Annotated in this window: 21 protein-coding genes and 1 tRNA gene; 17 read left to right on the forward strand and 5 right to left on the reverse strand. The window is 70.6% G+C overall.

Annotated features, from left to right (window positions below; all coding sequences use genetic code 11):
- Window positions 1-11: 11 nt before the first annotated feature.
- Entirely contained in the window at window positions 12-1,277 is a 1,266-nt protein-coding gene (glyA, locus tag N0B31_RS07480; RefSeq protein ID WP_260595244.1) for a serine hydroxymethyltransferase, read from the reverse strand.
- Between the two features lie 137 nt (window positions 1,278-1,414).
- Between glyA and N0B31_RS07485 the strand changes: the two genes are divergently transcribed.
- From N0B31_RS07485 to N0B31_RS07500, 4 genes are all read left to right on the forward strand, one after another.
- Window positions 1,415-3,409, forward strand: coding sequence for a hypothetical protein (locus N0B31_RS07485; RefSeq protein WP_260595245.1), 1,995 nt, complete (start codon window positions 1,415-1,417; stop codon window positions 3,407-3,409).
- Between the two features lie 249 nt (window positions 3,410-3,658).
- Window positions 3,659-4,474 (forward strand): transcriptional regulator TbsP, encoded by an 816-nt coding sequence (gene tbsP, locus N0B31_RS07490; RefSeq protein WP_260595246.1) that lies wholly within the window; start codon window positions 3,659-3,661, stop codon window positions 4,472-4,474.
- A gap of 138 nt (window positions 4,475-4,612) precedes the next feature.
- The gene (locus tag N0B31_RS07495; protein WP_260595247.1) at window positions 4,613-6,346 is read left to right on the forward strand and encodes a YcaO-like family protein; all 1,734 of its coding nucleotides are present in this window, start codon (window positions 4,613-4,615) and stop codon (window positions 6,344-6,346) included.
- A 93-nt stretch (window positions 6,347-6,439) separates the two neighbouring features.
- Window positions 6,440-7,603, forward strand: a complete 1,164-nt coding sequence (locus tag N0B31_RS07500) for a DUF63 family protein (protein ID WP_260595248.1) — start codon at window positions 6,440-6,442, stop codon at window positions 7,601-7,603.
- A gap of 81 nt (window positions 7,604-7,684) precedes the next feature.
- Here the strand turns inward: N0B31_RS07500 and N0B31_RS07505 are convergent, their stop codons facing one another.
- The gene (locus N0B31_RS07505) at window positions 7,685-8,485 is read right to left on the reverse strand and encodes an inositol monophosphatase family protein (RefSeq protein ID WP_260595249.1); all 801 of its coding nucleotides are present in this window, start codon (window positions 8,483-8,485) and stop codon (window positions 7,685-7,687) included.
- A gap of 113 nt (window positions 8,486-8,598) precedes the next feature.
- On the opposite strand from N0B31_RS07505, the gene N0B31_RS07510 reads away from it, so the two are divergent.
- On the forward strand, window positions 8,599-8,865 hold the full coding sequence (locus tag N0B31_RS07510; RefSeq protein WP_260595250.1) for a DUF8072 family protein: 267 nt from the start codon (window positions 8,599-8,601) through the stop codon (window positions 8,863-8,865).
- 230 nt (window positions 8,866-9,095) lie between these two features.
- Here the strand turns inward: N0B31_RS07510 and N0B31_RS07515 are convergent.
- Window positions 9,096-9,179 (reverse strand) — tRNA-Leu (locus N0B31_RS07515).
- Between the two features lie 89 nt (window positions 9,180-9,268).
- Between N0B31_RS07515 and N0B31_RS07520 the strand changes: the two genes are divergently transcribed.
- Both N0B31_RS07520 and N0B31_RS07525 read left to right on the forward strand, forming a co-directional pair.
- A complete protein-coding gene (locus tag N0B31_RS07520) occupies window positions 9,269-9,586 on the forward strand; it encodes a DUF7501 family protein (protein WP_260595251.1) in 318 nt (105 codons plus the stop codon).
- Between the two features lie 52 nt (window positions 9,587-9,638).
- A complete protein-coding gene (locus N0B31_RS07525) occupies window positions 9,639-10,073 on the forward strand; it encodes a hypothetical protein (RefSeq protein WP_260595252.1) in 435 nt (144 codons plus the stop codon).
- Window positions 10,074-10,121: 48 nt separating this feature from the next.
- Here N0B31_RS07525 and N0B31_RS07530 read toward each other — a convergent pair whose 3' ends face one another.
- A complete protein-coding gene (locus tag N0B31_RS07530) occupies window positions 10,122-10,811 on the reverse strand; it encodes a DUF4013 domain-containing protein (RefSeq protein WP_260595253.1) in 690 nt (229 codons plus the stop codon).
- A gap of 103 nt (window positions 10,812-10,914) precedes the next feature.
- Between N0B31_RS07530 and N0B31_RS07535 the strand changes: the two genes are divergently transcribed.
- Together N0B31_RS07535 and N0B31_RS07540 are read left to right on the forward strand one after the other, a co-directional pair.
- A complete protein-coding gene (locus N0B31_RS07535) occupies window positions 10,915-11,430 on the forward strand; it encodes a DUF309 domain-containing protein (RefSeq protein WP_260595254.1) in 516 nt (171 codons plus the stop codon).
- A gap of 59 nt (window positions 11,431-11,489) precedes the next feature.
- A complete protein-coding gene (locus N0B31_RS07540) occupies window positions 11,490-12,272 on the forward strand; it encodes an enoyl-CoA hydratase/isomerase family protein (protein WP_260595255.1) in 783 nt (260 codons plus the stop codon).
- A 144-nt stretch (window positions 12,273-12,416) separates the two neighbouring features.
- Here N0B31_RS07540 and N0B31_RS07545 read toward each other — a convergent pair whose 3' ends face one another.
- Window positions 12,417-12,743 carry a ribbon-helix-helix protein gene (locus N0B31_RS07545; RefSeq protein WP_260595256.1) on the reverse strand — a complete coding sequence of 109 codons (327 nt, stop codon included), beginning with the start codon at window positions 12,741-12,743 and terminating at the stop codon, window positions 12,417-12,419.
- Between the two features lie 105 nt (window positions 12,744-12,848).
- Here N0B31_RS07545 and N0B31_RS07550 point away from each other — a divergent pair, with 105 nt between their 5' ends.
- The 8 genes from N0B31_RS07550 (at window position 12,849) to N0B31_RS07585 (ending at window position 18,974) form a co-directional block, all read left to right on the forward strand.
- Window positions 12,849-13,784 (forward strand): hypothetical protein, encoded by a 936-nt coding sequence (locus tag N0B31_RS07550; protein WP_260595257.1) that lies wholly within the window; start codon window positions 12,849-12,851, stop codon window positions 13,782-13,784.
- 85 nt (window positions 13,785-13,869) lie between these two features.
- Window positions 13,870-14,814, forward strand: coding sequence for an HhH-GPD family protein (locus tag N0B31_RS07555; protein WP_260595258.1), 945 nt, complete (start codon window positions 13,870-13,872; stop codon window positions 14,812-14,814).
- Window positions 14,811-14,996 carry a hypothetical protein gene (locus tag N0B31_RS07560; protein WP_260595259.1) on the forward strand — a complete coding sequence of 62 codons (186 nt, stop codon included), beginning with the start codon at window positions 14,811-14,813 and terminating at the stop codon, window positions 14,994-14,996. Before N0B31_RS07555 ends, N0B31_RS07560 begins: the two co-directional genes overlap by 4 nt.
- Window positions 14,997-15,056: 60 nt before the next feature.
- Window positions 15,057-15,632 carry an NADPH-dependent FMN reductase gene (locus tag N0B31_RS07565; protein ID WP_260595260.1) on the forward strand — a complete coding sequence of 192 codons (576 nt, stop codon included), beginning with the start codon at window positions 15,057-15,059 and terminating at the stop codon, window positions 15,630-15,632.
- A gap of 145 nt (window positions 15,633-15,777) precedes the next feature.
- Complete coding sequence (locus N0B31_RS07570) at window positions 15,778-16,362, forward strand: thymidine kinase (protein ID WP_260595261.1); 585 nt, start codon at window positions 15,778-15,780, stop codon at window positions 16,360-16,362.
- A gap of 43 nt (window positions 16,363-16,405) precedes the next feature.
- Window positions 16,406-16,735, forward strand: coding sequence for a hypothetical protein (locus N0B31_RS07575; RefSeq protein WP_260595262.1), 330 nt, complete (start codon window positions 16,406-16,408; stop codon window positions 16,733-16,735).
- A 27-nt stretch (window positions 16,736-16,762) separates the two neighbouring features.
- Window positions 16,763-17,416 (forward strand): YIP1 family protein, encoded by a 654-nt coding sequence (locus N0B31_RS07580; RefSeq protein ID WP_260595263.1) that lies wholly within the window; start codon window positions 16,763-16,765, stop codon window positions 17,414-17,416.
- Window positions 17,417-17,471: 55 nt separating this feature from the next.
- On the forward strand, window positions 17,472-18,974 hold the full coding sequence (locus N0B31_RS07585; protein WP_260595264.1) for an RtcB family protein: 1,503 nt from the start codon (window positions 17,472-17,474) through the stop codon (window positions 18,972-18,974).
- Window positions 18,975-19,044 lie beyond the last annotated feature (70 nt).

The following is a 19,044-nucleotide window of genomic DNA, read 5'->3' on the forward strand; positions in this document are numbered from 1 at the left end:
TTCGGGCGGTTCTACAGGTCCTCGTAGAGCGGGTAGACCTCGCAGAGTTCGCTGACCTCGTCGCTCACCTCGGCGATGACGTCCTCGTCGTCGACGTTGTCCACGACGCGGTAGATGAGGTCGCCCACCTGTCGGATGGCGGCCTCGCCCATGCCGCGCGTGGTGAGCGCGGGGGTGCCGGCACGGATACCCGAGGGGTCGAACGGCGAGCGCGTCTCGGCCGGGACGGTGTTCGCGTTCAGGACGATACCGGCCTCGGCCAGCGCGTCCTCCGCCTCGCCGCCGGTGAGGTCCGGGTGGCTCTCGCGCAGGTCGACGAGGACGAGGTGGGTGTCGGTGCCCTCGGAGACCAGCGAGAGGCCGTGGCTCGCGAGCGTCTCGCCGAGCGTCTCGGCGTTGTCGACGACCTGCTGGGCGTAGGTCTCGAACTCCGGTTCGAGCGCCTCGGCGAAGCCGACGGCCTTGCCCGCGACGTTGTGCATCAGCGGACCGCCCTGCGCCCCGGGGAAGACGGCGCCGTCGATCTCACTCGCGTACTCCTCGTCGCACATGATGATGCCGCCGCGGCCCGCACGGATGGTCTTGTGTGTAGAGCCGGTGACGAAGTCGGCGACACCGACAGGCGACTGGTGGACACCTGCGGCGACGAGGCCGGTGATGTGCGCGATGTCGGCGAGGTGGTACGCGCCGACGGCGTCGGCGGCCGCCTGGACCCGCTCGAACTCGACCTCTCGCGGGTACGCGGAGAACCCGGAAACGATGATGTCTGGCTCGAACGCCTCGGCGTGTTCGTGGAGGCCATCGTAGTCGATGTAGCCGGTCTCGGCGTTCACCTCGTACTGCTCGACCTCGAACAGCTGGCCCGCGAAGTTCGCGGGGTGGCCGTGCGAGAGGTGGCCACCGTGGTTCAGGTCGAGCGAGAGAATCTTGTCGCCGGGGTCGAGCACCGCGAGGTAGACACCCATGTTCGCCTGCGTGCCGGAGTGGGGCTGGACGTTGACGTGCTCGGCGCCCCAGAGTTCCTTCGCGCGCTCGATGGCGAGTTCCTCGACCTCGTCGGCGTACTCACAGCCGGCGTAGTAGCGCTTCCCGGGGTAGCCCTCGGCGTACTTGTTCGTCAGCGTCGAGCCCTGCGCCTCGAGGACGGCGGGCGAGACGTGGTTCTCGCTGGCGATCATCGCGAGGGTGTCGCGCTGTCGGTTCAGTTCGCCCGTCAGGGCGTCGGCGACGGCGGCGTCCGCTTCGCGGACGCGTGAGTACGGTGAGTCGCTCGGCATGTCTCGGGGTGCGGGAGGGACGGGCAAGTAGCTTCCCGTCCGCGGCAAAGCGGACGGGGGCGTGAGAGCGGCTATCATAAATCACCCGCTGACGACGGCCGCAGGTATATGTGACAGGTACCGGTATCCTCACGCGAATGGTAGAGTGGGCCACGTCGTCGAAGGGCGTGCGCGTGTTCGGGCACGAGGGGTCGGTCGCGATCGAGGCGGACGACTGGCAGTCCGGACGGACCAGCGGTGCACTCCCGGAGCCGGTCGACGCCACCGTCAGCGGCTCGGCCAGTCGCCTCGCGCTCCCCGCCGTCGCCGACGTCCTCGGGCCCGACGGCCCACTCTCGCGCACCACGCCGACCCGCCTGCCGGAAGGAGAGTACCTCGTCCGCCTCGACACGCCCGTCGAGACGCTCCTCCGGTTCCGGGGACCCGCCCACCTCTCGACGGCCGGCGACCGCCTCGTGGTCGACTTCGACGGCCACGGTGACGTGACCGTCGGCATCCACGAGGAGGGACACCGCCCGCCGACGGTTCGCGTTCCAGCCACCCCCGCTGGCGTCGCAGCTGCCGTCACCACCGCAGGTCGGACCGCCGGCCCGACCGGCCCGGAACGGTCCCACCCGGCCGCGCGAGCGCACCCGCCGCTGGTCACCTTCGGCGACCCACACGTCCCCGCGTCCGTCCCGAGCGACCCCGTCTCGAACGTCGAGCTGTCGGTCCCGGCGGACTACGCCTCGCTGTTCGCCGCCGCCCCGTTGGCGTACTACCTCGGCGCCGAGGTGACCGTCGGTGCAGCGCGGCCCACGCTCCGACTCACCGGCACCGACACCGTCCGGTCGTTCCCCCGCGGGTCGGCGTTCGCCGACGCTGCCGCTCGACTCCTGCGCCGCGTGTTCTTCCTCGACTGCTACGCCCGCGAGACGCCGGGGGAGGAGCAGCTACGCCCACCGGGTGAACTCCCACTCGACCTCGACCGGTACGCGGACCGCTCGATGGCAGACCGGGTCGCGGCCGCGCTGGCGTTCCCCGAGGTCGACGCCGTCCTGCCCGAGTGGCACCTGACGACCTACGTCGAACCGACCGGGGAGCACGCCCGTGCGCTCCCGTACCTGCTGGACCGGTTGAGCCTCTGTCACCCGCCGTCGGCCTCCGACATGGACGGGCAGGCGCTCCTCGAACGGACCCTCGACGACTTCTACCGTGGCTACGCCGAGGGCCGGTTCCGGGCGGGCGGTGAGGTGGCGACGGCCGACCGGCTGGACCCGGACCTCCGGGACGGCCGGGTCCACGCGTGGCTGGCCGACGGCATCCCCGTCAGCGTCGCGAAGACCTCCACGCGGGCGTACGAGAACTGCCTGGACCACGGGGAGCGGCGCCCAGACCGCCTGCGCATCGACGTGGTGCTCAACGACACGGAGATGATGGAGGAACGCCCGGTGGCGGACATCTACCGTCGGCGGGCGGCCGACCTCCCGGTCGACGTGACGGTCCACGAGTCGCTCTCGCGGGCCGGCCTCGCCGACGTGTTCGAGTCCGAGACGGACCTCGTCCACTACGTGGGCCACTGCGAGGTGGCCGGCCTGCAGTGTACGGACGGGTCGCTCTCGACGGCCGGACTGGACGTGGGCGCCCGGACGTTCTTCCTCAACGCCTGCGGGTCGTTCCGCGAGGGGCTCTCGCTGGTCGAGGGGGGCGCGGGCGCGGGGGCCGTGACGCTGACGCGCGTCCTCAACGACCACGCGGCCACAGTGGGGACGACGTTCGCCCGTCTCCTCGTGAACGGGTTCGGCATCGAGCGGGCGCTCTCGCTGGCGCGTCGCCAGATACTGATGGGGCAGGACTACGCCGTCGTCGGCGACCCGACCTACTCGTTCGCCCCGGCACACGGTGAACCCGCCGTCGTCCACGTCGAGGGGGGGCCGGAGACGTTCGACGTGCGCTACGAGGTCGTGACTGCACGGACCGCGGGCCGGACCTACCGCGACCCGTTCGCCGGGTGTCGCCGCCTCCACGGCACGGACAGCGAGACGCAGCTCTCGGCCGACGGGCTCCGGGCCTTCCTGCGTGGCCGGGAACTCCCGGTGATGTACCGGGGAGACCTGCACTGGGCCCCGACGTTCGCCCACCGCTCCCGCTGAGCCGGACGCGCCCCGACGGCGCCCACGACGACTCACGCCGCGCGCCAAATCACCGGACGGAACGTTCTTGACCACGTGAGTGTCACACGAATTTAACCTCTGTCGAAGAAAGATTTAATAAGGAAAGCAGTCAGCGTTGGTTTATACCGAGAGGGCCGGCGTGGGACGGGGATTGATAAATGAACCCGGAATATTCGGAGGTATGGCCGCTAAGATTAAGTATCTCTGATACCACAGTTTGGTCACGAAATGGCATCCAATCTCCTGAAGCGGACGGTCGGCGACGTACTCCTCGAGACGCTCGAGGGGGCGGACGGCGACGTGTTCGTCGTCAACCCCGGAGAATCGCTCGGCGAACTCGTCTCGGTGATGGGCGACGTGGACTCCAGTACGGTCCGCCTGCTCGCCGCCGAGCGGACGCTGAAGGACACGATGGACGACTTCATCGTCGCGAGCAACGCGGCCGACCTCGTCGAGGACGACCGACTCGAGATCCGTTCGCACGAGGGAGACAGCAACACCCTCCTCGTGACGGGTGACTCCGTCGTCGCGGTCGTCGAGGCCGGTGACCACGTCGCCGGGCTGGTCACCGACGACGAGGCGTTCATCGAGGCGGCCTACGAGGCCTACGAGGAGCACTGGGAGGCGGCCGAACCGTTCGCGCTGCGCACCCCTGCCATCTCCCGCGTCCGCGAGACGCTGAACGAGGGCCTCGGCCCGGACGCCGTCGAGGACTTCGACTCGATGCTCGCCTCGATGGAGACGGCTCGCGGCGACGGCGAGGGCCTCGACGAGGTCACCGTCTCGCTGCTCGTCGCCGCCAAGAACCGGGAACTGCTCTACGACATCTCGAAGTGGGGCGAGGACGTCGGCATCGCGAGCAAGGCCACCTTCTCGCGCACCAAGACCAAACTCGAGGACCTCGGCCTCATCGACACGGAGAAGGTGCCCATCGACGTCGGGCGACCGCGCCTCCGGCTGATGCTCGGCGACGACCGACTCCGCGACGCCGACGCACCCGAACTCGCCAGCGTCGCCCAGTCGCTCCTCGCCGGCGCCTCCTGAACCACCCAGCCCGGACCCCGACCCGACGCCCGACCCCCTGCTGACGCGCGACTCCTGCCGACGCGCGACCCCCCGGACTTTTCCTCGTGGGCCGACTCTCCGAGCCATGCACACGGAGCGCCAGCGGTGGGGTGACCGATGGGGGTAGCGCTACTCGGTGACGGTCCGGCCGCGGCCGCCGTCGAAGCCGCACTCGCGGACGGGGACACGACGGCGACGCGAGTGACGGTCGACGACCTCGACGAGACGGTGCCCGACCTCGTCGTCGTGGTCGCACCGACCGGTTCGGACGCCGTCGGCTTGGCGAACGACGCGACGCGTGCGAACGGGATACCGCTCCTGACGGTCGAGCTCGGCGGCGTCGGTGGCCGCCCGGTGGCCGGCGTGGACGCGGCCGTCGCCGGCTTCGGACCCGAGACCGGCTGCTTCGACTGTCTCCGGACGCGTGTCCGGGCGCACGACCCCGAGACGGACGACGGGACGGTGGCCGCCCCGACCGCCCGTTTCGCCGGCGCACTCGCCGGCCGGGAGGCGGTGCGCCTGCTGGCCGGCGAGTCCGACCTCCTCGGCCACGTCGTCGAACTCCCACACGCTCGGCGGCGCTTCCTCCCCGTGCCGCGGTGTGGGTGTGGGCCCGACCCAGACCGGCACCTCCGCCGTGGCGGCGAGGGTCGGTCGCTGGACGCGGCCCTCGGGGCCGCCGAGGCCGCCGTCGACCCTCGCGTCGGCCTCGTCGCCTCGGTGGCGGAGGCCGAGTCGTTCCCGGTCCCCTACTACCTCGCGACGCTCGCGGCGACGCCGTTCTCGGACGCCGAGGTGCCGCGACACGCCGCCGGCGTCGCGGCCGACTGGAACCCCGCGTACATGAAGGCGCTCGGCGAGTCGCTGGAGCGCTACGCGGGCGCGGTCTACCGGACTCGCGAGTTCGAGCGCGGCCCGCCCGGCGCCGTGGCCGGGGCCGTCCCGCCCGCGGCGTTCGTCACGGCACCGTGGTTCCCCGACCCCGACCCGCGCGAGGACGTCCAGTGGGTCGACGGCGAACACCTCGCGAGCGGCGACCGGGTCCGCCTCCCGGCCGAGTTCGTGGTGTTCCCCCCTCCCGAAGCCCGCCACCGGCCGGCCATCACCACGGGACTGGGGCTCGGCAACTCCGGGACGGAAGCCCTGCTCTCGGGGCTCTACGAGGTGGTCGAACGGGACGCCGCGATGCTCGCGTGGTACTCGACGTACGACCCGCTGGGCCTCGCCGTCGAGGCCGAAGGGTACCGGGCGCTGGAACGTCGACTCCGCGCGGAGGACCTCGAGGCGACAGCGCTGTTGCTCACGCAGGACGTGGACGTGCCCGTCGTCGCCGTCTGTGTCCACCGCCCGCTCGACGACCCGACGGCCGGCGAGTGGCCCCGGTTCGCGGCGGGGATGGCCGCCTCGCTCGACCCGGCGGACGCCGCACTGGGTGCGCTCGAGGAGGCCGTCCAGAACCTCCTCGAACTCCGCGGGATGGGCCAGCAGCGAGCCGTGTCCGAGGAGGGCGCCATCGGCGTCTACGGCGACTTCCCCGAAGCCGCCCGCGAGTTCGTCGACCCGGCGACGACGGTGCCGGCGTCGACGGTCGGCCCCGAGACGGTGCCCGACGGCACGGCCGAACTCGAACTGCTCGTCGACCGCGTCGTCGACGCCGGCCTCTCGCCGTACGCGGCCCGGCTGACCACCCGAGACCTCGCGGAACTGGGGTTCGAGGCGGTCCGGGTGGTGGCGCCGACGGCCCAGCCGTTGTTCACGGGGGAGGCGTACTTCGGCGACCGTGCCGCGTCTGTGCCAGCGGCGCTCGGGTTCGAGGCCCGCCCGGACCGGGACCACCACCCGTTCCCCTGACCCCGCCGGGGGAGGCGAGGCGTCGAGGGCGGCCGTGTGTGGTGGGTGCCGGGTTCCGGAACCCTGAAACGCCCCGCCTCCCCCTATCGGGGTATGGCAGTCACCGAGCGTGCGGGGCAGAGCCCCGAGCGACTGTGGATCGGCACCGCCGTCGCCGCCACCGCTCTCCTCGCAGTCGGGTCGCTCGCCCTCCCCGAACTCGTCTGGGACCGCTTCCTCTGGCACTACTTCTGGGGCCCAGTGTTCGCCGACGCGAACAACGCCGCCTGCGCCGTGATGCGGACCGGTGGGCCGGAGCTCCTCGGCAGCCGTGCGGCCTGCGCCGCCGCCGTCGAGTCGGGCGCCATCGTCGCCGAACCCGGCTACACGCTGGTCAGCGAGGTGGGCTACGCCGCCGCGCTCCTGTTCTTCCTCCTGGGCGTGCTCTACCTCCTCCGGGCGCTCGGCGTGGGCCAGGACCGCGAACTGTTCTTCGCGCTCGTCCCGTTCATGTTCTTCGGGGGCGTCCTCCGCGTCGTCGAGGACGCCAACGACGCCGCGCTCGCCGCCGGCATCGACACCATCCTCTCGTACCCGGCGAACACGCTCATCATCAGCCCGGTCATCTACTTCACCGTCTTCTTCATCACCGTCGTGAGCCTCGTGGCCGCCGTCGAGGCCGACCGCCGGGGCTACATCGACGACTGGTCGCGCGCCCTGTTCGGCTTCGCCAGCGCCATCCTCCTCGTCACGGTGGCGTTCCTCCTCTGGTTCGTCCCGACACGACTCGCGGGCCCGCTGGCCGGTGCCGGTTTCTACCCGCAGATGTCGCTGCTCGTCCTCGGCTCATCGGTCGTCATCGCCTACGCCGTCTACCTCGGGGCCGACCGGTTCGCGCCCGTCATCAACGAGGGGACGGGCCGTATCGGCCTCGTCGTGATATTCGGCCACGCCGTCGACGGCGTCGCGAACGTGCTGGCCGCCGACTGGGTCGGGGCGCTCGGCATCCCCGTCGAGTACGGCGCGAAACACCCGGTCAACCGCTTCATCATCGAGACGACCCAGTCGCTCCAGCCCGAGTCCATCTCGGCCGTCGTCGGCACCTCGTGGCCGTTCCTCGTCGTCAAGCTCGTCGCCGCCACGCTCGTCGTCTACGTCTTCGACGAGCAGATATTCGAGGAGTCGCCGCGCTACGCCATCCTCCTGCTCGTCGCCATCCTCGCGGTCGGGTTGGGGCCGGGGACGAGGGACATGGTGAGAGCCACCTTCGGTATCTGACCAAACGTTTCCGCTCGCGGCGGGTGGATGTGCTGGCCTCTACAGCACCGCACCGCTGCGCCCCGTACCGCGACTGCACCCCTACCGGTCCACGTCCCGCCCCGCTTGCACCACCTTCAGCAACTCCTCGTGGACCGCGGGGTCACCGTTCGAGGCCACGATACCGACCGAGTCGTGGCGCCAGCGCTCGCCCTCGACGTCGGTCACCGTCCCGCCCGCCTGCCGGACGAGGTGGACCCCGGCGACGGTGTCCCACGGGTTCGTCGGGAGTTCCGTGAGGACACCGTCGACGGCACCGCTCGCGAGGAACGAGAGGGCGAGCTGGGCGGAGCCGAACCGGCGCAGGTCGCCGAACCGCTCGACGATCTCCCGGCAGACGGTGGCGTACGCCTCGCGCTCGTCGTAGTCCCACCAGAACGTCGGGACCACGGTGAGTGCGGCGGGGTCGGACTTCGTCGAGACCTCGAGCGTCGAGGCGTCGTTCAGCGTCACCGTCTCGGCGCCCGCGTACTCGTCGCCGAGGGCGGGCGCGACGTTCGCGGCGGCGACCGGCTCCCCGTCCTGGGCGGCGGCGACGCTGGTCGTCCACTGCCGCAGGCCACCGACGAAGTTGTTCGTGCCGTCGATGGGGTCCACGACCCACGCAGGCCCCTCGTCGGGGACGGCGCGGGGGAGGTCCGCCTCCTCGCCGACGACGGTGTCGTCGGGGAACGACTCGTGGATGCGCTCGACGACCGCCGCCTGCGCCTCGCGGTCGGCGCGCGTGACGACGTCCGTGGGTCCGGCTTTCGTCTCCACGTCGAACTCCGTACGGAAGGCGTCGGCCGCGACTTCGGCCCCGACACGGGCCGCGGCGCGGGCGACGGCGGCGCGTTCGCTCATACCGACGGACCGGCCGCCCCCGAGAAGTCACCACCGATTCGCCGGACCAAGCGGTTCCGACCCGCCCCTCCCGACCCGGAGCGCCTTTGTCCGCGCCGTCGCTTCGGGGGGACATGAACACGCTGGCCAAGCGAGTCCACAACATCACGCCGAAGCCGGTCCGCCTGACCCTCGACGACGGTTCGACCGTCGACCTCAGGATGCGCTCGGCCGAGTTCTTCCAGGAGGCCTTCCAGGCGGAGGGTGTCGACGACGACGACGTGACCTACCGCCTCGTCACGGACGGTGAGGACGATCCGCTGGTGGCCGGCCGAGAACGCGAGTCCGGCGGCTGGGAGTCCGTCGGAGAGGTGGTCGACGTGACACACGCCGAGGAGTGAGGCCGGTCGGTCGGTCGCACCGCTCGCCGGCGTGAGAGTTGCGAGGGAAGACCGCTCCGACGCGGGCTTCCGCACTGCGTGGGCCGGAGACCGACCCGGGCGAGCCACCGACGGTACGGCGGCCAGCAGTGCGAGGGAAGGGATTTGAACCACGGTCGCGCCAGAGGCGCTCCCTGATTCGAATCCGCTTCCGTCCGCACGTCGCCGCTCACGTTCGTTCGCGGCAGCAGTGCGAGGGAAGGGATTTGAACCCTTGGACCTCTACAGGAGCGGATCTTGAGTCCGCCGCCGTTTCCAGGCTTGGCTACCCTCGCACGCGGCCACGGCTACACCGGGGAGGGTAGTGAGTGTTGTGAACCACGTACCCCAGCGGGCTTAACAGGCCTCTCCGTGACGGTCGTGTATGGTCTCCGACACCACCCCCGACTACTGCCCATTCTGCGGTGCGCGACTCCGTGACGAGGGCGGCGCCTACGGTGCGCACCTCCACCGACACGACGACTGCCGGGAGCGCGCGGAGGCGTGGGCTACCCAGGAACGCGGCCCGGCGTCGCCGTGGACCGGTGACGGCGGGTCGGCGACGCTCCGTCTCGGCCTCGGGGCCGTGGTGGCCCTCGTGGTCCTCGCGTACGCCGTCCTCGTCATGGGCCAGTTGCTGGTCGGCCTGCTCGCCGCTGGCATCGTCCTCGGTGCGTTCTGGTACGGGCCGGCCCTCGTCTGAGTCCCTCGTCGCGAACCGGGGGCGTCAAGCGGCACCCCCCCGAACGGCCGGTATGGCACGCTCCCCACACCTCGTCACCGAGCGCGACGAACTCAAACTCGAAGTGGCCGTCGGGACCACCCGCCGGCGATTCGAGCTCTCCGACCGGGCCGAGAACCTCCTCCGCGACGAGGGGTACGGCCCCGCCGACGTCGTCCCGTTCGTCACCGCGAAGGCCCTCGTCCTCGCCGGGGGTGCGACGCTCCCCGAGAAGTCGGACGAGCGCGACACGGCGTGGGAACTCGGCGGTGCCGACGGCGGCCGGCAGGTCACGCGGACCGAGCGCGAGGTGCTCGCGGAGTACCTCCGCGGCGTGACCGTCCCCGACCGCTCGCTCGACGCCCTCAGAGAGCACGTCCGGAAACACGACCTGCCGGTCGACCCGACCGAGGTGACGGGCCGGGCGGAGAAGGTGGGTGGGCTGAGCGACATCGCGCGGAACCTCTAGCCGGAGGCAGCGGAATCTCGAGAACGCGACGAGAGTGTCGTCGGGCCGTCAGGCCGTGGCGCCGATAGGGCGCTCGCCGTCGGCCTCGTCGACCGCCCGGGAGTCGCGCACGCCGCGGGCGTAGAGGTACGCACCGACGAGGTTCACGTAGAAGCCGACGAACGCGACGACGACGGCGCCGAGGAGCGTGGTAGCGACGACGGCGCCGGTCAGGAAGCCCGCCAGGAGGCTGACCACGATGGCGAGGAGCCACGCGACGAGGTACGACCCGCTCGTGAGGACTGGCCAGAGCGCGCGTCGGTCGAACGCCGCGCCCATCCGGCCCGTGCGGGCGAGCGTCACCAGCCCGGCGGGGAGTGCGTACACCGCGAGGATGGTCACCGGGACGCTCAGCAGTGTGACGATGCCGGCGACGGCGACGAGCCACGTGGGGGGTGACTCCGTCAGGGGCAGCAACAGCGAGAGCGCCGCGACCGTCAGCAGGATGGCCGGGACGGCGACGTAGACGACAGCCACGGCGATGGCCTTCAGGCCGTCGACGAGCATCGCGCCCCAGTCGTCGAACGCGGGCAGGTGTTCGCCACCGGCGTCCACGTCGCGGAGGACGCGGAGGGTGTAGCCGCTCACGAGGACGGCGGGGATCACGAGGACACTCAGGAGCGTCAGGAGGCCGCCGATGGCGAGGGCTCGAAGGCCCGCACCCTCGTCGTAGGGATATCGCAACGCGTCTTCGAACATCCGGATTCGACACAGAGAGTCACGCCGAGCGTATCAATCCGCACTTGCCCGGTGGCAACGCCGGGCGACACCTTCAGGTGTCGAACGACCGAACTCACGGGCGATGGACGACCACACCCGTGACCCGAGCGTCGGCCCGCCACCCCTCGGCAGGGAGCCGACGGGGTGGCTCCCCGGCGAGACGTTCGGTGACGGCCCGGAGAACGGTCGCTGGGAGCACGCGACGCTCCGCCGGGCGACGGTCCACGGCGTCCGCCTCTACAACAGCGGCGAGTTCCACGCCTCACACGACTGCTTCGAGGACGAGTGGTACAACTACGGCCGCGGGTCCACGGAGTCGAAGTTCCTCCACGGGATGGTCCAGGTGGCCGCGGGTGCGTACAAGCACTTCGACTTCGAGGACGACGACGGGATGCGCTCGCTGTTCACCACCGCGCTGGAGTACTTCACGGGCGTCCCGCGTGACTTCTACGGCGTCGACCTGCTCGAAATCCGGACGAGGCTCTCGAACGCGCTGTCCGACCCCACGGTCCTCCACGGCTGGCAGATCACGCTCGACGGACACGTCTCGGAGGCGACGGACGCCGACTGGGCGTACGTCGAGGCGATGGAGCACTGAGGAGCGACAGGAGGGAGGCGGGGGTGAGGTTTTTTCGCGTCCGGGCGAGCGCGTCAGCCATGGCCGACTACGAGAACTTCGAGACGACGTTCGAGGACGGCGTGCTCCGGGCGGAGATGCACAGCACCTCGAAGATGAACGGGTTCAACGCGGTGATGGGCGACGAACTGCTCGACATCGCCATCAGACTCCACGAGGAACCGGTCCGGTGTTTCGTGCTCACTGGGTCGGACGGGGTGTTCAGCGCGGGCGGCGACGTCGGCGAATTCCTCACCGGGTCGTCCCCGTCGGCCTTCCGACGTGGTGCGTCCATCCTCCACGACGCGATGGTCCAGTTCCACCAGGCGGCGGTCCCCATCGTCACGGGCGTCAACGGGCTCGCGGTCGGCGCGGGGTTCAGCCTCGCCATCTTCGGCGACTACGTCCTCGTCAGCGAGGACGCGTACTTCGAGTTCGGCTACCCGAACCTCGGCGCGTCCTCCGACGGCGGGTCGACGTTCTACCTCCCGCGGCTCGTCGGTCTCCGCGAAGCCAAGCGCATCGCACTGCTGAACGAGCGCATCGACCCGGAAGAGGCGGTCGACATCGGCCTCGCCAGCGAGGCCGTCCCGGCCGGCGAGTTCGACGACCGACTGACCGAAGTCGCGCAGAAGGTCGCCGAGGGGCCGACGCTCGCGCTCGGCCGCACTCAGCGCCTGCTGACCGAGAGCACCACGAGCACCATCGAGCAGCAACTCGCACGCGAGACGGAGACGTTCGCCCGGACCGCGAGGAGCGAGGACTTCGCGGAGGGTGTCACCGCGTTCGTGGAACGGCGAGAGCCGGAGTTCGAGGGGCGATAGCAGGGCGGAAAGAGAGAGCGCGGTAGCGGAGCTGGAGAGACCAGCGCACCTACCCACTCCGAGCGCAGCGAGGAGCGCCTTTTTCACCCATGTTTTTACGCGAGAGGGTCGGCGAAGCCGACCCCGAGCCCAAAAAGATGGTCTCTAGAACTGGTATCGCCGCTCGTTCCCGTCCCGCTCCGGCCGCTGTACCCCGCCCGCCATCTCCTCGTAGGTCATCCCGCTGAGGAACTCGTCGTAGGTGCAGTCGAACCCCGACCGGAGGTGGAAGTCGAGGTTCCCGGTCTCCACCGAGCGCTGGAACAGTTCGTGGACGGCCCGGCGGACGAGTTCGTCGGCGTCCTCGGGTTCGTAGGCGGCGACGAGCATCGCCAGTTCGTTGCGTGTCTCGCGGTCGAGCGAGACGGCGGTCTCCTCGCCCAGGTCGGCGTAGACGTCCGTGACCGTCTCGCTCAGGTCGTCGAGGCTCATGGTCGAAGGAACACCGCGCGGGGCAAGTGGGTTTCGTCCCCGATACGTTCAGCCACCGTTTGAGTCTCGGGAAGGCACTTACCGCAGACGCCACCACAGTGGGACGTGAGCGACCACACGCGACGCGCCCTCCTCGGTGCGGCGGCGACCGGCGTCTCGGCCGGGCTCACGGGCTGTCTCGGCGGTATCGGGCCGGGCTTCGGTGGCAGCTGTACGAGTCGATACTATCTCGAACTTCGACAGCTCGAAGACGCAGGCCTCCGCGAGGCGGCACTCGCGGACGCCCCGCCCGAGCGCGAGGCACGCTGGGAGGAACTGCTGGAAACCGCCGCGGTGGAGGGCGAGGCGACCCTGGCGACCATCTACGGGTCGCCCGTCCGCGACGGGCAACTCGTCGCGGCAGGCGACGCGTACCACGAGACGGGCGTGACCGTCACGGAGACCGCCTCGGTGGAGGCACACGTCCTCGAACTGGAGTACGAGAAGGGCGTTGACGCACCCGCCGGTGCGACTGTCGTGGACTACGAAGCCCTGCCGGCCGTCGACCGGGCGGCGTTCGACGCGATGACCCGCGATTCGAAGGACGACCGCTTCGTCGCGGCTCAGAGCGTCTCCATCGGCGGGTTCGAGTACGTCTACCCGGACGACGCCGAGAGCGACTCCCGCTTCGTCGCCGACTCGCCCGTCTGGGTCCGGTACGAGGGCGAGGTGATGGAGGTGCGGGTCACCGGCACACAGCGGACCGAGCGGGAGACGTTCCGCGTCACGCTCGAACGGGTGGCCGACACGCCCGAGGCGTTCGCGGACTACCTGCGGGCCGAACACGTCGCCGACCTCTCGGGACTGAGCGAGGCCGAACGCGAGGTCGTCCGCCAGGCGACCGAGAGCGAGTACGACGAGTGCGAACCGCTCTCCGGGGGCTTCCAGGGCGTGGTCGACGAGTTCCGGGCACTCCCCGAGCGCTTCCGCCCCGACGGGAACCTCCTCGTCGAGTTCGAGGGAGAGACCTACGAGGCCGACCTCGTGAACGCTGTCGTCTGAGCCGCCCCGGTGCGACCGTCACGCCCAAGCGGTCGACGCGGGTAGAGTGGAGTATGAGCGAACGTCCGAGCGCGGAGTGGTGGCCGTGAGCGGTGAGGCGACAGGCGGCGACCCCGACGCAGACGCTGGCCCGCGAGTCCCCGACGACCTCGACGCCGTCCGGGAGGCCCTCGTCTCGTGGTACGAGGCCGACCACCGGTCGTACCCGTGGCGCGAGACGACCGACCCATACCCCATCCTCGTGAGCGAGGTGATGAGCCAGCAGACGCAACTCGACCGGGTGGTCGAGGCGTGGCACGACTTCCTCGACGAGTGGCCCACGGTGGAGGCACTGGCGGACGCCGACCGGGCCGGCGTGGTCGGCTTCTGGACCGACCACTCGCTGGGGTACAACAACCGCGCGAAGTACCTCCACGAGGCGGCCCGGCAGGTCGTGAGCGAACACGACGGCGAGTTCCCCCGGACACCCGACGGCCTGCAGGACCTGATGGGCGTGGGCCCCTACACCGCGAACGCGGTGGCCTCCTTCGCGTTCGACGACGGCGACGCCGTCGTGGACACCAACGTCGAGCGCGTGCTCTACCGCGCGTTCGACGTGCCGGACGACGACTCGACGTTCGAGCGCGTCGCCAACGAGGTGATGCCACCCGGCGAGTCCCGCGTCTGGAACAACGCCGTGATGGAACTCGGGGGAGTCGCCTGCGGCAAGAGTCCCCGCTGCGACGAGGCCGGGTGTCCGTGGCGCGAGTGGTGTCACGCCTACGGCACCGGCGACTTCACCGCCCCGGACGTGCCGACCCAGCCGAGTTTCGACGGGAGCAGGCGCCAGATGCGTGGCCGCGTCGTGAAGGCGCTCCGCGAGTACGAGGCACTCCCGCTCTCGAAACTCGGCCCGCGGGTCCGGGTCGACTACGGCGGCGAGTACGGCGAGGCCTGGCTGCACGGCCTCGTCTCCGACCTGGCCGACGACGGCCTCGTCGAGGTGGCCGACGGAGACGACGACGAACCGGTCGCGAGGCTCCGACGATGAGCGACGACGGCATCGACCCCCGGCCGCCCGTCATCGGGTTCCTGCTGGCGGCGCTGGGGGTCGTCGTGGCGGGCGTGTACGGCGGTAACTCCATCGGCGCGATGCTCCCGGTCGCGGTACTGTTCGGTGCGCTGTTCGCGTTCGGGATGCTGCTCTCGCAGTGGTTCGGCCGTCGCGACTGACCGGTTCGGCGGTGCGGACGAAACTGCCATCCCTTTAGTTCCCGCCCCCCTCTCGCGGGTATGAGCACGCACGTCGTGGCGCTGGTCGGGAGCCTCCGCGACCAGAGCTACACCCGTCTCGCCTCGCGCATCGCCCTCGACGCGGCGGCGGCGCACGGCGCGACGACGGACCTGATAGACCTCGGCGAACTCGATCTGCCCGTCTTCGACGCCGACGACCGGGAGGTGGGCGACGCGGCCGACCTGAAGGCTCGCGTCGCCGACGCCGACAGCGTCCTCCTCGCCACGCCCGTCTACCACGGGTCGTACTCTGGCGTCCTGAAGAACGCCCTCGACTACTGCGGGTTCGACGAGTTCGAGCACACCACCGTCGGGTTGCTCGCCGTCGCCGGCGGCGGGTTCCCCTCGCCCGCCCTCGACCACCTCCGCATCGTCGGCCGGTCGCTCAACGCGTGGGTCCTCCCGCACCAAGCCGCGCTCCCGCACGTCTACCGCCAGTTCGAGGACGGCGAGCTCGTCGACGAGGACCTGCGCGAGCGTGTCGAGAAGCTCGGTGTCCGCCTCGTCGAGTACGCACACATCGAACCGGACCCGCGGACCGTGGAGGCCAGAGAGAACGTGGGGGCCGACGACTAGCCACGAAACGCCGACTCGCGCTACGCGCTCGCCGCGGGTGTGGTGTCGGTGCTACCGCATCACACGAAACCGCCCGACAGCACGTCGATTTTCACTTTCACTCGCTGGTGTGGTTTGATGTACTATCGGTGGCTCCGAACGGGGCGTGCACGCCATCACGCAGAGCGGCTGGGTCGAGGTGGTCACCGGGTGTATGTTCTCCGGCAAGACCGAGGAGTTGTTGCGGCGGCTGCGGCGCGCGGAGATAGCCGGGCAGGACGTGGCCGCGTTCACGCCCGCCATCGACGACCGGTACGGCACGGCGACCATCGGGAGTCACGCCGGCCGGCGCATCGAGGCCACTGTCGTCGACACCGAGGACCCCCTGCCGGGGATGCGCGACCAGCTGAACGGCGAGGACGTGGTGGCGGTGGACGAGGCGAACTTCTTCGGTCCCGCCCTGCTCGACGCCTGCGAGACGCTCGCCGCGGAGGGCCGTCGTGTCGTCGTCTCGGGCACCGATCAGACGTTCCGCGGCGAACCGTTCCACCCGCTCCCCGCGCTGATAGCCACCGCCGAGTACGTCGAGAAACTGCAGGCCATCTGCACGCAGTGTGGCGAACCCGCCACACGGAACCAGCGGCTGGTCGACGGCGACCCCGCCCACGTCGACGACCCCACCGTCGTCGTCGGTGCCGACGAGGCCTACGAGGCACGCTGTCGGTCCTGCCACACCGTCCGCCGGGACTGAGCCGTGTCTGAACCGATTTCCCGTGTCCGGTAGGCCGACTCGTATGGTTCACGGGCGTGCCCCCACCCTCGGAACGGCTATCGACGTCGGAACGACGCTCGGAGTGGCACTCACCCTCCCGACGGCCCTCTCGTCGACGTTCCCCATCGACGTCCCCCTGCTCCCCGTCCTCGGTGGTCCGCTCCCGGTCGCGTTCCTCGCCGGCTACCACGGAGTCCCGGTGGCCGGGGGCGCGATACGGGTTCGCCGTCGGGCCTCTCCCGCTCACGGCCGTCTCCCTGCTCCGGTCTCTCCTGCTGGGATACGGCTACTGGCCGACGCCGTCGCCAGTGGCGTCCCAGGCTCGACGGGGACGGTCGTCTCGGAACCGTGAAAACGGAGCGGACCGTACGTCCTGCCAGTGACGACGTGGGTCGAGAACCCCCGAGGGGGACGTGACCGTGGACCGCGTGGCCTCGCCCGGGCGTGGGTCGAAGTGCTCGTCCGTCCCCGCCGTTTCTTCAGGAACGGCGTGGCGCCCGGCGACCAGGCGCCCGGCCTGACGTTCGCCGTCAGCGTCGCGCTGGTCTACCTCGTGACCCGGTTCGCGTTCACGCCAGCCAGCGTCCCGCTGGACGTGGGCCGGCCGCTCGTCTCGGCCGCCGTCTCCCTGCTCGTCGCTGGCATCATCGTCGCGCCCCTGACCCTCCACCTCGCGAGCGCCCTCCAGACGGTCATCCTCATCGCCACGGTGAAGGACCGCGCGGGGGTGAGCGAGACGGTCCAGGTGGTCGCGTACGCCACCGCGCCGTGCGTGCTCGCCGGCCTCCCGTTCCCGACGCTCCGTGTCGGCTGCGCCCTCTGGGGGTTCGCGCTCCTCGTCGTGGGGATGGCGACGGTCCACGATACCTCGCTCCCCCGGGCCGCACTCGCCGTCTTCGTGCCCGGCCTGTTCGTCTTCGGCTACGCGTTCGGCGGCGTGTTCGCACTCGAGACGGTGACCGGGCTCGAACTGGTCAGCACGGAACCACCGGTCGCACCCGCCGACATCGGTGTCGATCCCGGACCGTCCTGACGACGAGAGCGGCAACGTCGAAAGGTATTCCCCCGCCGACCGGCCACTCCGAGACATGACCGACACCTTCGACGCGGGCGAGTTCACGCTGCGGAAGGTCCGCGAACACGTCTGGGAGATCCCACAGGAGGGCGAGATGCGCGTCCCCGCGCGCATCCTCGCCAGCGAGGCGTTGCTCGAGGAGATCAGCGACGACAAGACGCTCCAGCAGTTGCGCAACACCACCCACCTCCCCGGCATCCACCGGCACGCGCTCTGCATGCCCGACGGCCACCAGGGCTACGGCTTCCCGGTCGGCGGCGTGGCGGGCATCGACGCCGAGAACGGCTGTATCAGCCCCGGAGCGGTTGGCTACGACATCAACTGCGGCGTCAGGATGATGAAGACGGACCTCACCTACGACGACGTCCGGGGCCACGAGGAGGAACTCGTCGAGGCGCTGTTCGAGGCCGTCCCCTCGGGGCTCGGCGGCGGCGGCATCGTGGAGGGAGGCAACGCCGTCGAGGAGGCGCTCGAACGCGGCGTCGACTGGGCACTGGAGGAGGGGTGGGCCGTCGAGTCCGACCTCACCCACTGCGAGGACGAGGGCCGCCGCCCGGATGCCGACCCGAGTGCCGTCTCGCAGAAGGCCAAGGACCGGGGCCGCAACCAGGTCGGGTCGCTCGGGTCCGGCAACCACTTCCTCGAGGTCCAGCGCGTGACCGACGTGTTCGACGGCGCCATCGGCGACGCCTACGGTCTCTCCGAGGACCAGATCGTCGTCCTCATCCACTGCGGGTCGCGTGGCCTCGGCCACCAGGTGTGCAACGACTACCTCCGGGAGATAGAGAAGACCCACGAGGGACTGCTCTCGCAGTTGCCGGACCGCGAGCTCGCGGCGGCACCCGCCGGCTCACAGCTGGCCGAGGAGTACTACGGCGCGATGTGTGCCTGCATCAACTTCGCGTGGGTGAACCGACAGCTCATCATGCACCGGACCCGGGAGGTGTTCGCGGACGTGTTCGACCGGCCGTGGGAGGAGATGGGGATGGACCTGCTCTACGACGTGGCACACAACATCGCCAAGAAGGAGGTCCACGAGGTGGGGGTCGACGCGGAGGGCCGGCCGGTGGCCGACGCCGACGCCGTCGACCGCGTGGAACGTGAGCTCTACGTCCACCGCAAGGGAGCCACCCGGGCGTTCCCCGCGGGCCGGCCGGAGGTGCCGGAGGCCTACCGGGACGTCGGCCAGCCGGTCATCATCCCCGGCTCGATGGGGGCCGGGTCGTACGTCCTCTGTGGCGGCACCGACTCGATGGACCTCACGTTCGGGTCGACGGCCCACGGCGCCGGTCGGCTGATGTCGCGCACGAAGGCGAAGCAGGAGTACTGGGGCGGCGACGTGCAGGACGACCTGCGCACGCAGGAGGTGTACGTCAAGGCCCAGTCCGGCGCGACCATCGCCGAGGAGGCGCCGGGCGTCTACAAGGACGTCGACGAGGTGGTCCGGGTGAGCGACGAACTCGGCATCGGCTCGAAGGTGGCCCGGACGTTCCCCGTCTGCAACATCAAGGGGTGAGCGAACGGGGTCGGCCACCTCGCCGGTGCCGGCGGACCGGACCCGTCGCTCCGGGAGTGAGTCCACGGAG

The sequence above is a fragment of the Salinirubellus salinus genome, from assembly GCF_025231485.1.
GTDB lineage: Archaea > Halobacteriota > Halobacteria > Halobacteriales > Haloarculaceae > Salinirubellus > Salinirubellus salinus.

What these genes read in the sequence shown, in the direction of transcription:
- glyA (WP_260595244.1), bottom strand. Translation starts at nt 1,277, where the DNA reads ATGCCGAGCGACTCACCGTACTCACGCGTCCGCGAAGCGGACGCCGCC.
- N0B31_RS07485 (WP_260595245.1), top strand. Translation starts at nt 1,415, where the DNA reads ATGGTAGAGTGGGCCACGTCGTCGAAGGGCGTGCGCGTGTTCGGGCAC.
- tbsP (WP_260595246.1), top strand. Translation starts at nt 3,659, where the DNA reads ATGGCATCCAATCTCCTGAAGCGGACGGTCGGCGACGTACTCCTCGAG.
- N0B31_RS07495 (WP_260595247.1), top strand. Translation starts at nt 4,613, where the DNA reads ATGGGGGTAGCGCTACTCGGTGACGGTCCGGCCGCGGCCGCCGTCGAA.
- N0B31_RS07500 (WP_260595248.1), top strand. Translation starts at nt 6,440, where the DNA reads ATGGCAGTCACCGAGCGTGCGGGGCAGAGCCCCGAGCGACTGTGGATC.
- N0B31_RS07505 (WP_260595249.1), bottom strand. Translation starts at nt 8,485, where the DNA reads ATGAGCGAACGCGCCGCCGTCGCCCGCGCCGCGGCCCGTGTCGGGGCC.
- N0B31_RS07510 (WP_260595250.1), top strand. Translation starts at nt 8,599, where the DNA reads ATGAACACGCTGGCCAAGCGAGTCCACAACATCACGCCGAAGCCGGTC.
- N0B31_RS07520 (WP_260595251.1), top strand. Translation starts at nt 9,269, where the DNA reads ATGGTCTCCGACACCACCCCCGACTACTGCCCATTCTGCGGTGCGCGA.
- N0B31_RS07525 (WP_260595252.1), top strand. Translation starts at nt 9,639, where the DNA reads ATGGCACGCTCCCCACACCTCGTCACCGAGCGCGACGAACTCAAACTC.
- N0B31_RS07530 (WP_260595253.1), bottom strand. Translation starts at nt 10,811, where the DNA reads ATGTTCGAAGACGCGTTGCGATATCCCTACGACGAGGGTGCGGGCCTT.
- N0B31_RS07535 (WP_260595254.1), top strand. Translation starts at nt 10,915, where the DNA reads ATGGACGACCACACCCGTGACCCGAGCGTCGGCCCGCCACCCCTCGGC.
- N0B31_RS07540 (WP_260595255.1), top strand. Translation starts at nt 11,490, where the DNA reads ATGGCCGACTACGAGAACTTCGAGACGACGTTCGAGGACGGCGTGCTC.
- N0B31_RS07545 (WP_260595256.1), bottom strand. Translation starts at nt 12,743, where the DNA reads ATGAGCCTCGACGACCTGAGCGAGACGGTCACGGACGTCTACGCCGAC.
- N0B31_RS07560 (WP_260595259.1), top strand. Translation starts at nt 14,811, where the DNA reads ATGAGCGACGACGGCATCGACCCCCGGCCGCCCGTCATCGGGTTCCTG.
- N0B31_RS07565 (WP_260595260.1), top strand. Translation starts at nt 15,057, where the DNA reads ATGAGCACGCACGTCGTGGCGCTGGTCGGGAGCCTCCGCGACCAGAGC.
- N0B31_RS07575 (WP_260595262.1), top strand. Translation starts at nt 16,406, where the DNA reads ATGGTTCACGGGCGTGCCCCCACCCTCGGAACGGCTATCGACGTCGGA.
- N0B31_RS07585 (WP_260595264.1), top strand. Translation starts at nt 17,472, where the DNA reads ATGACCGACACCTTCGACGCGGGCGAGTTCACGCTGCGGAAGGTCCGC.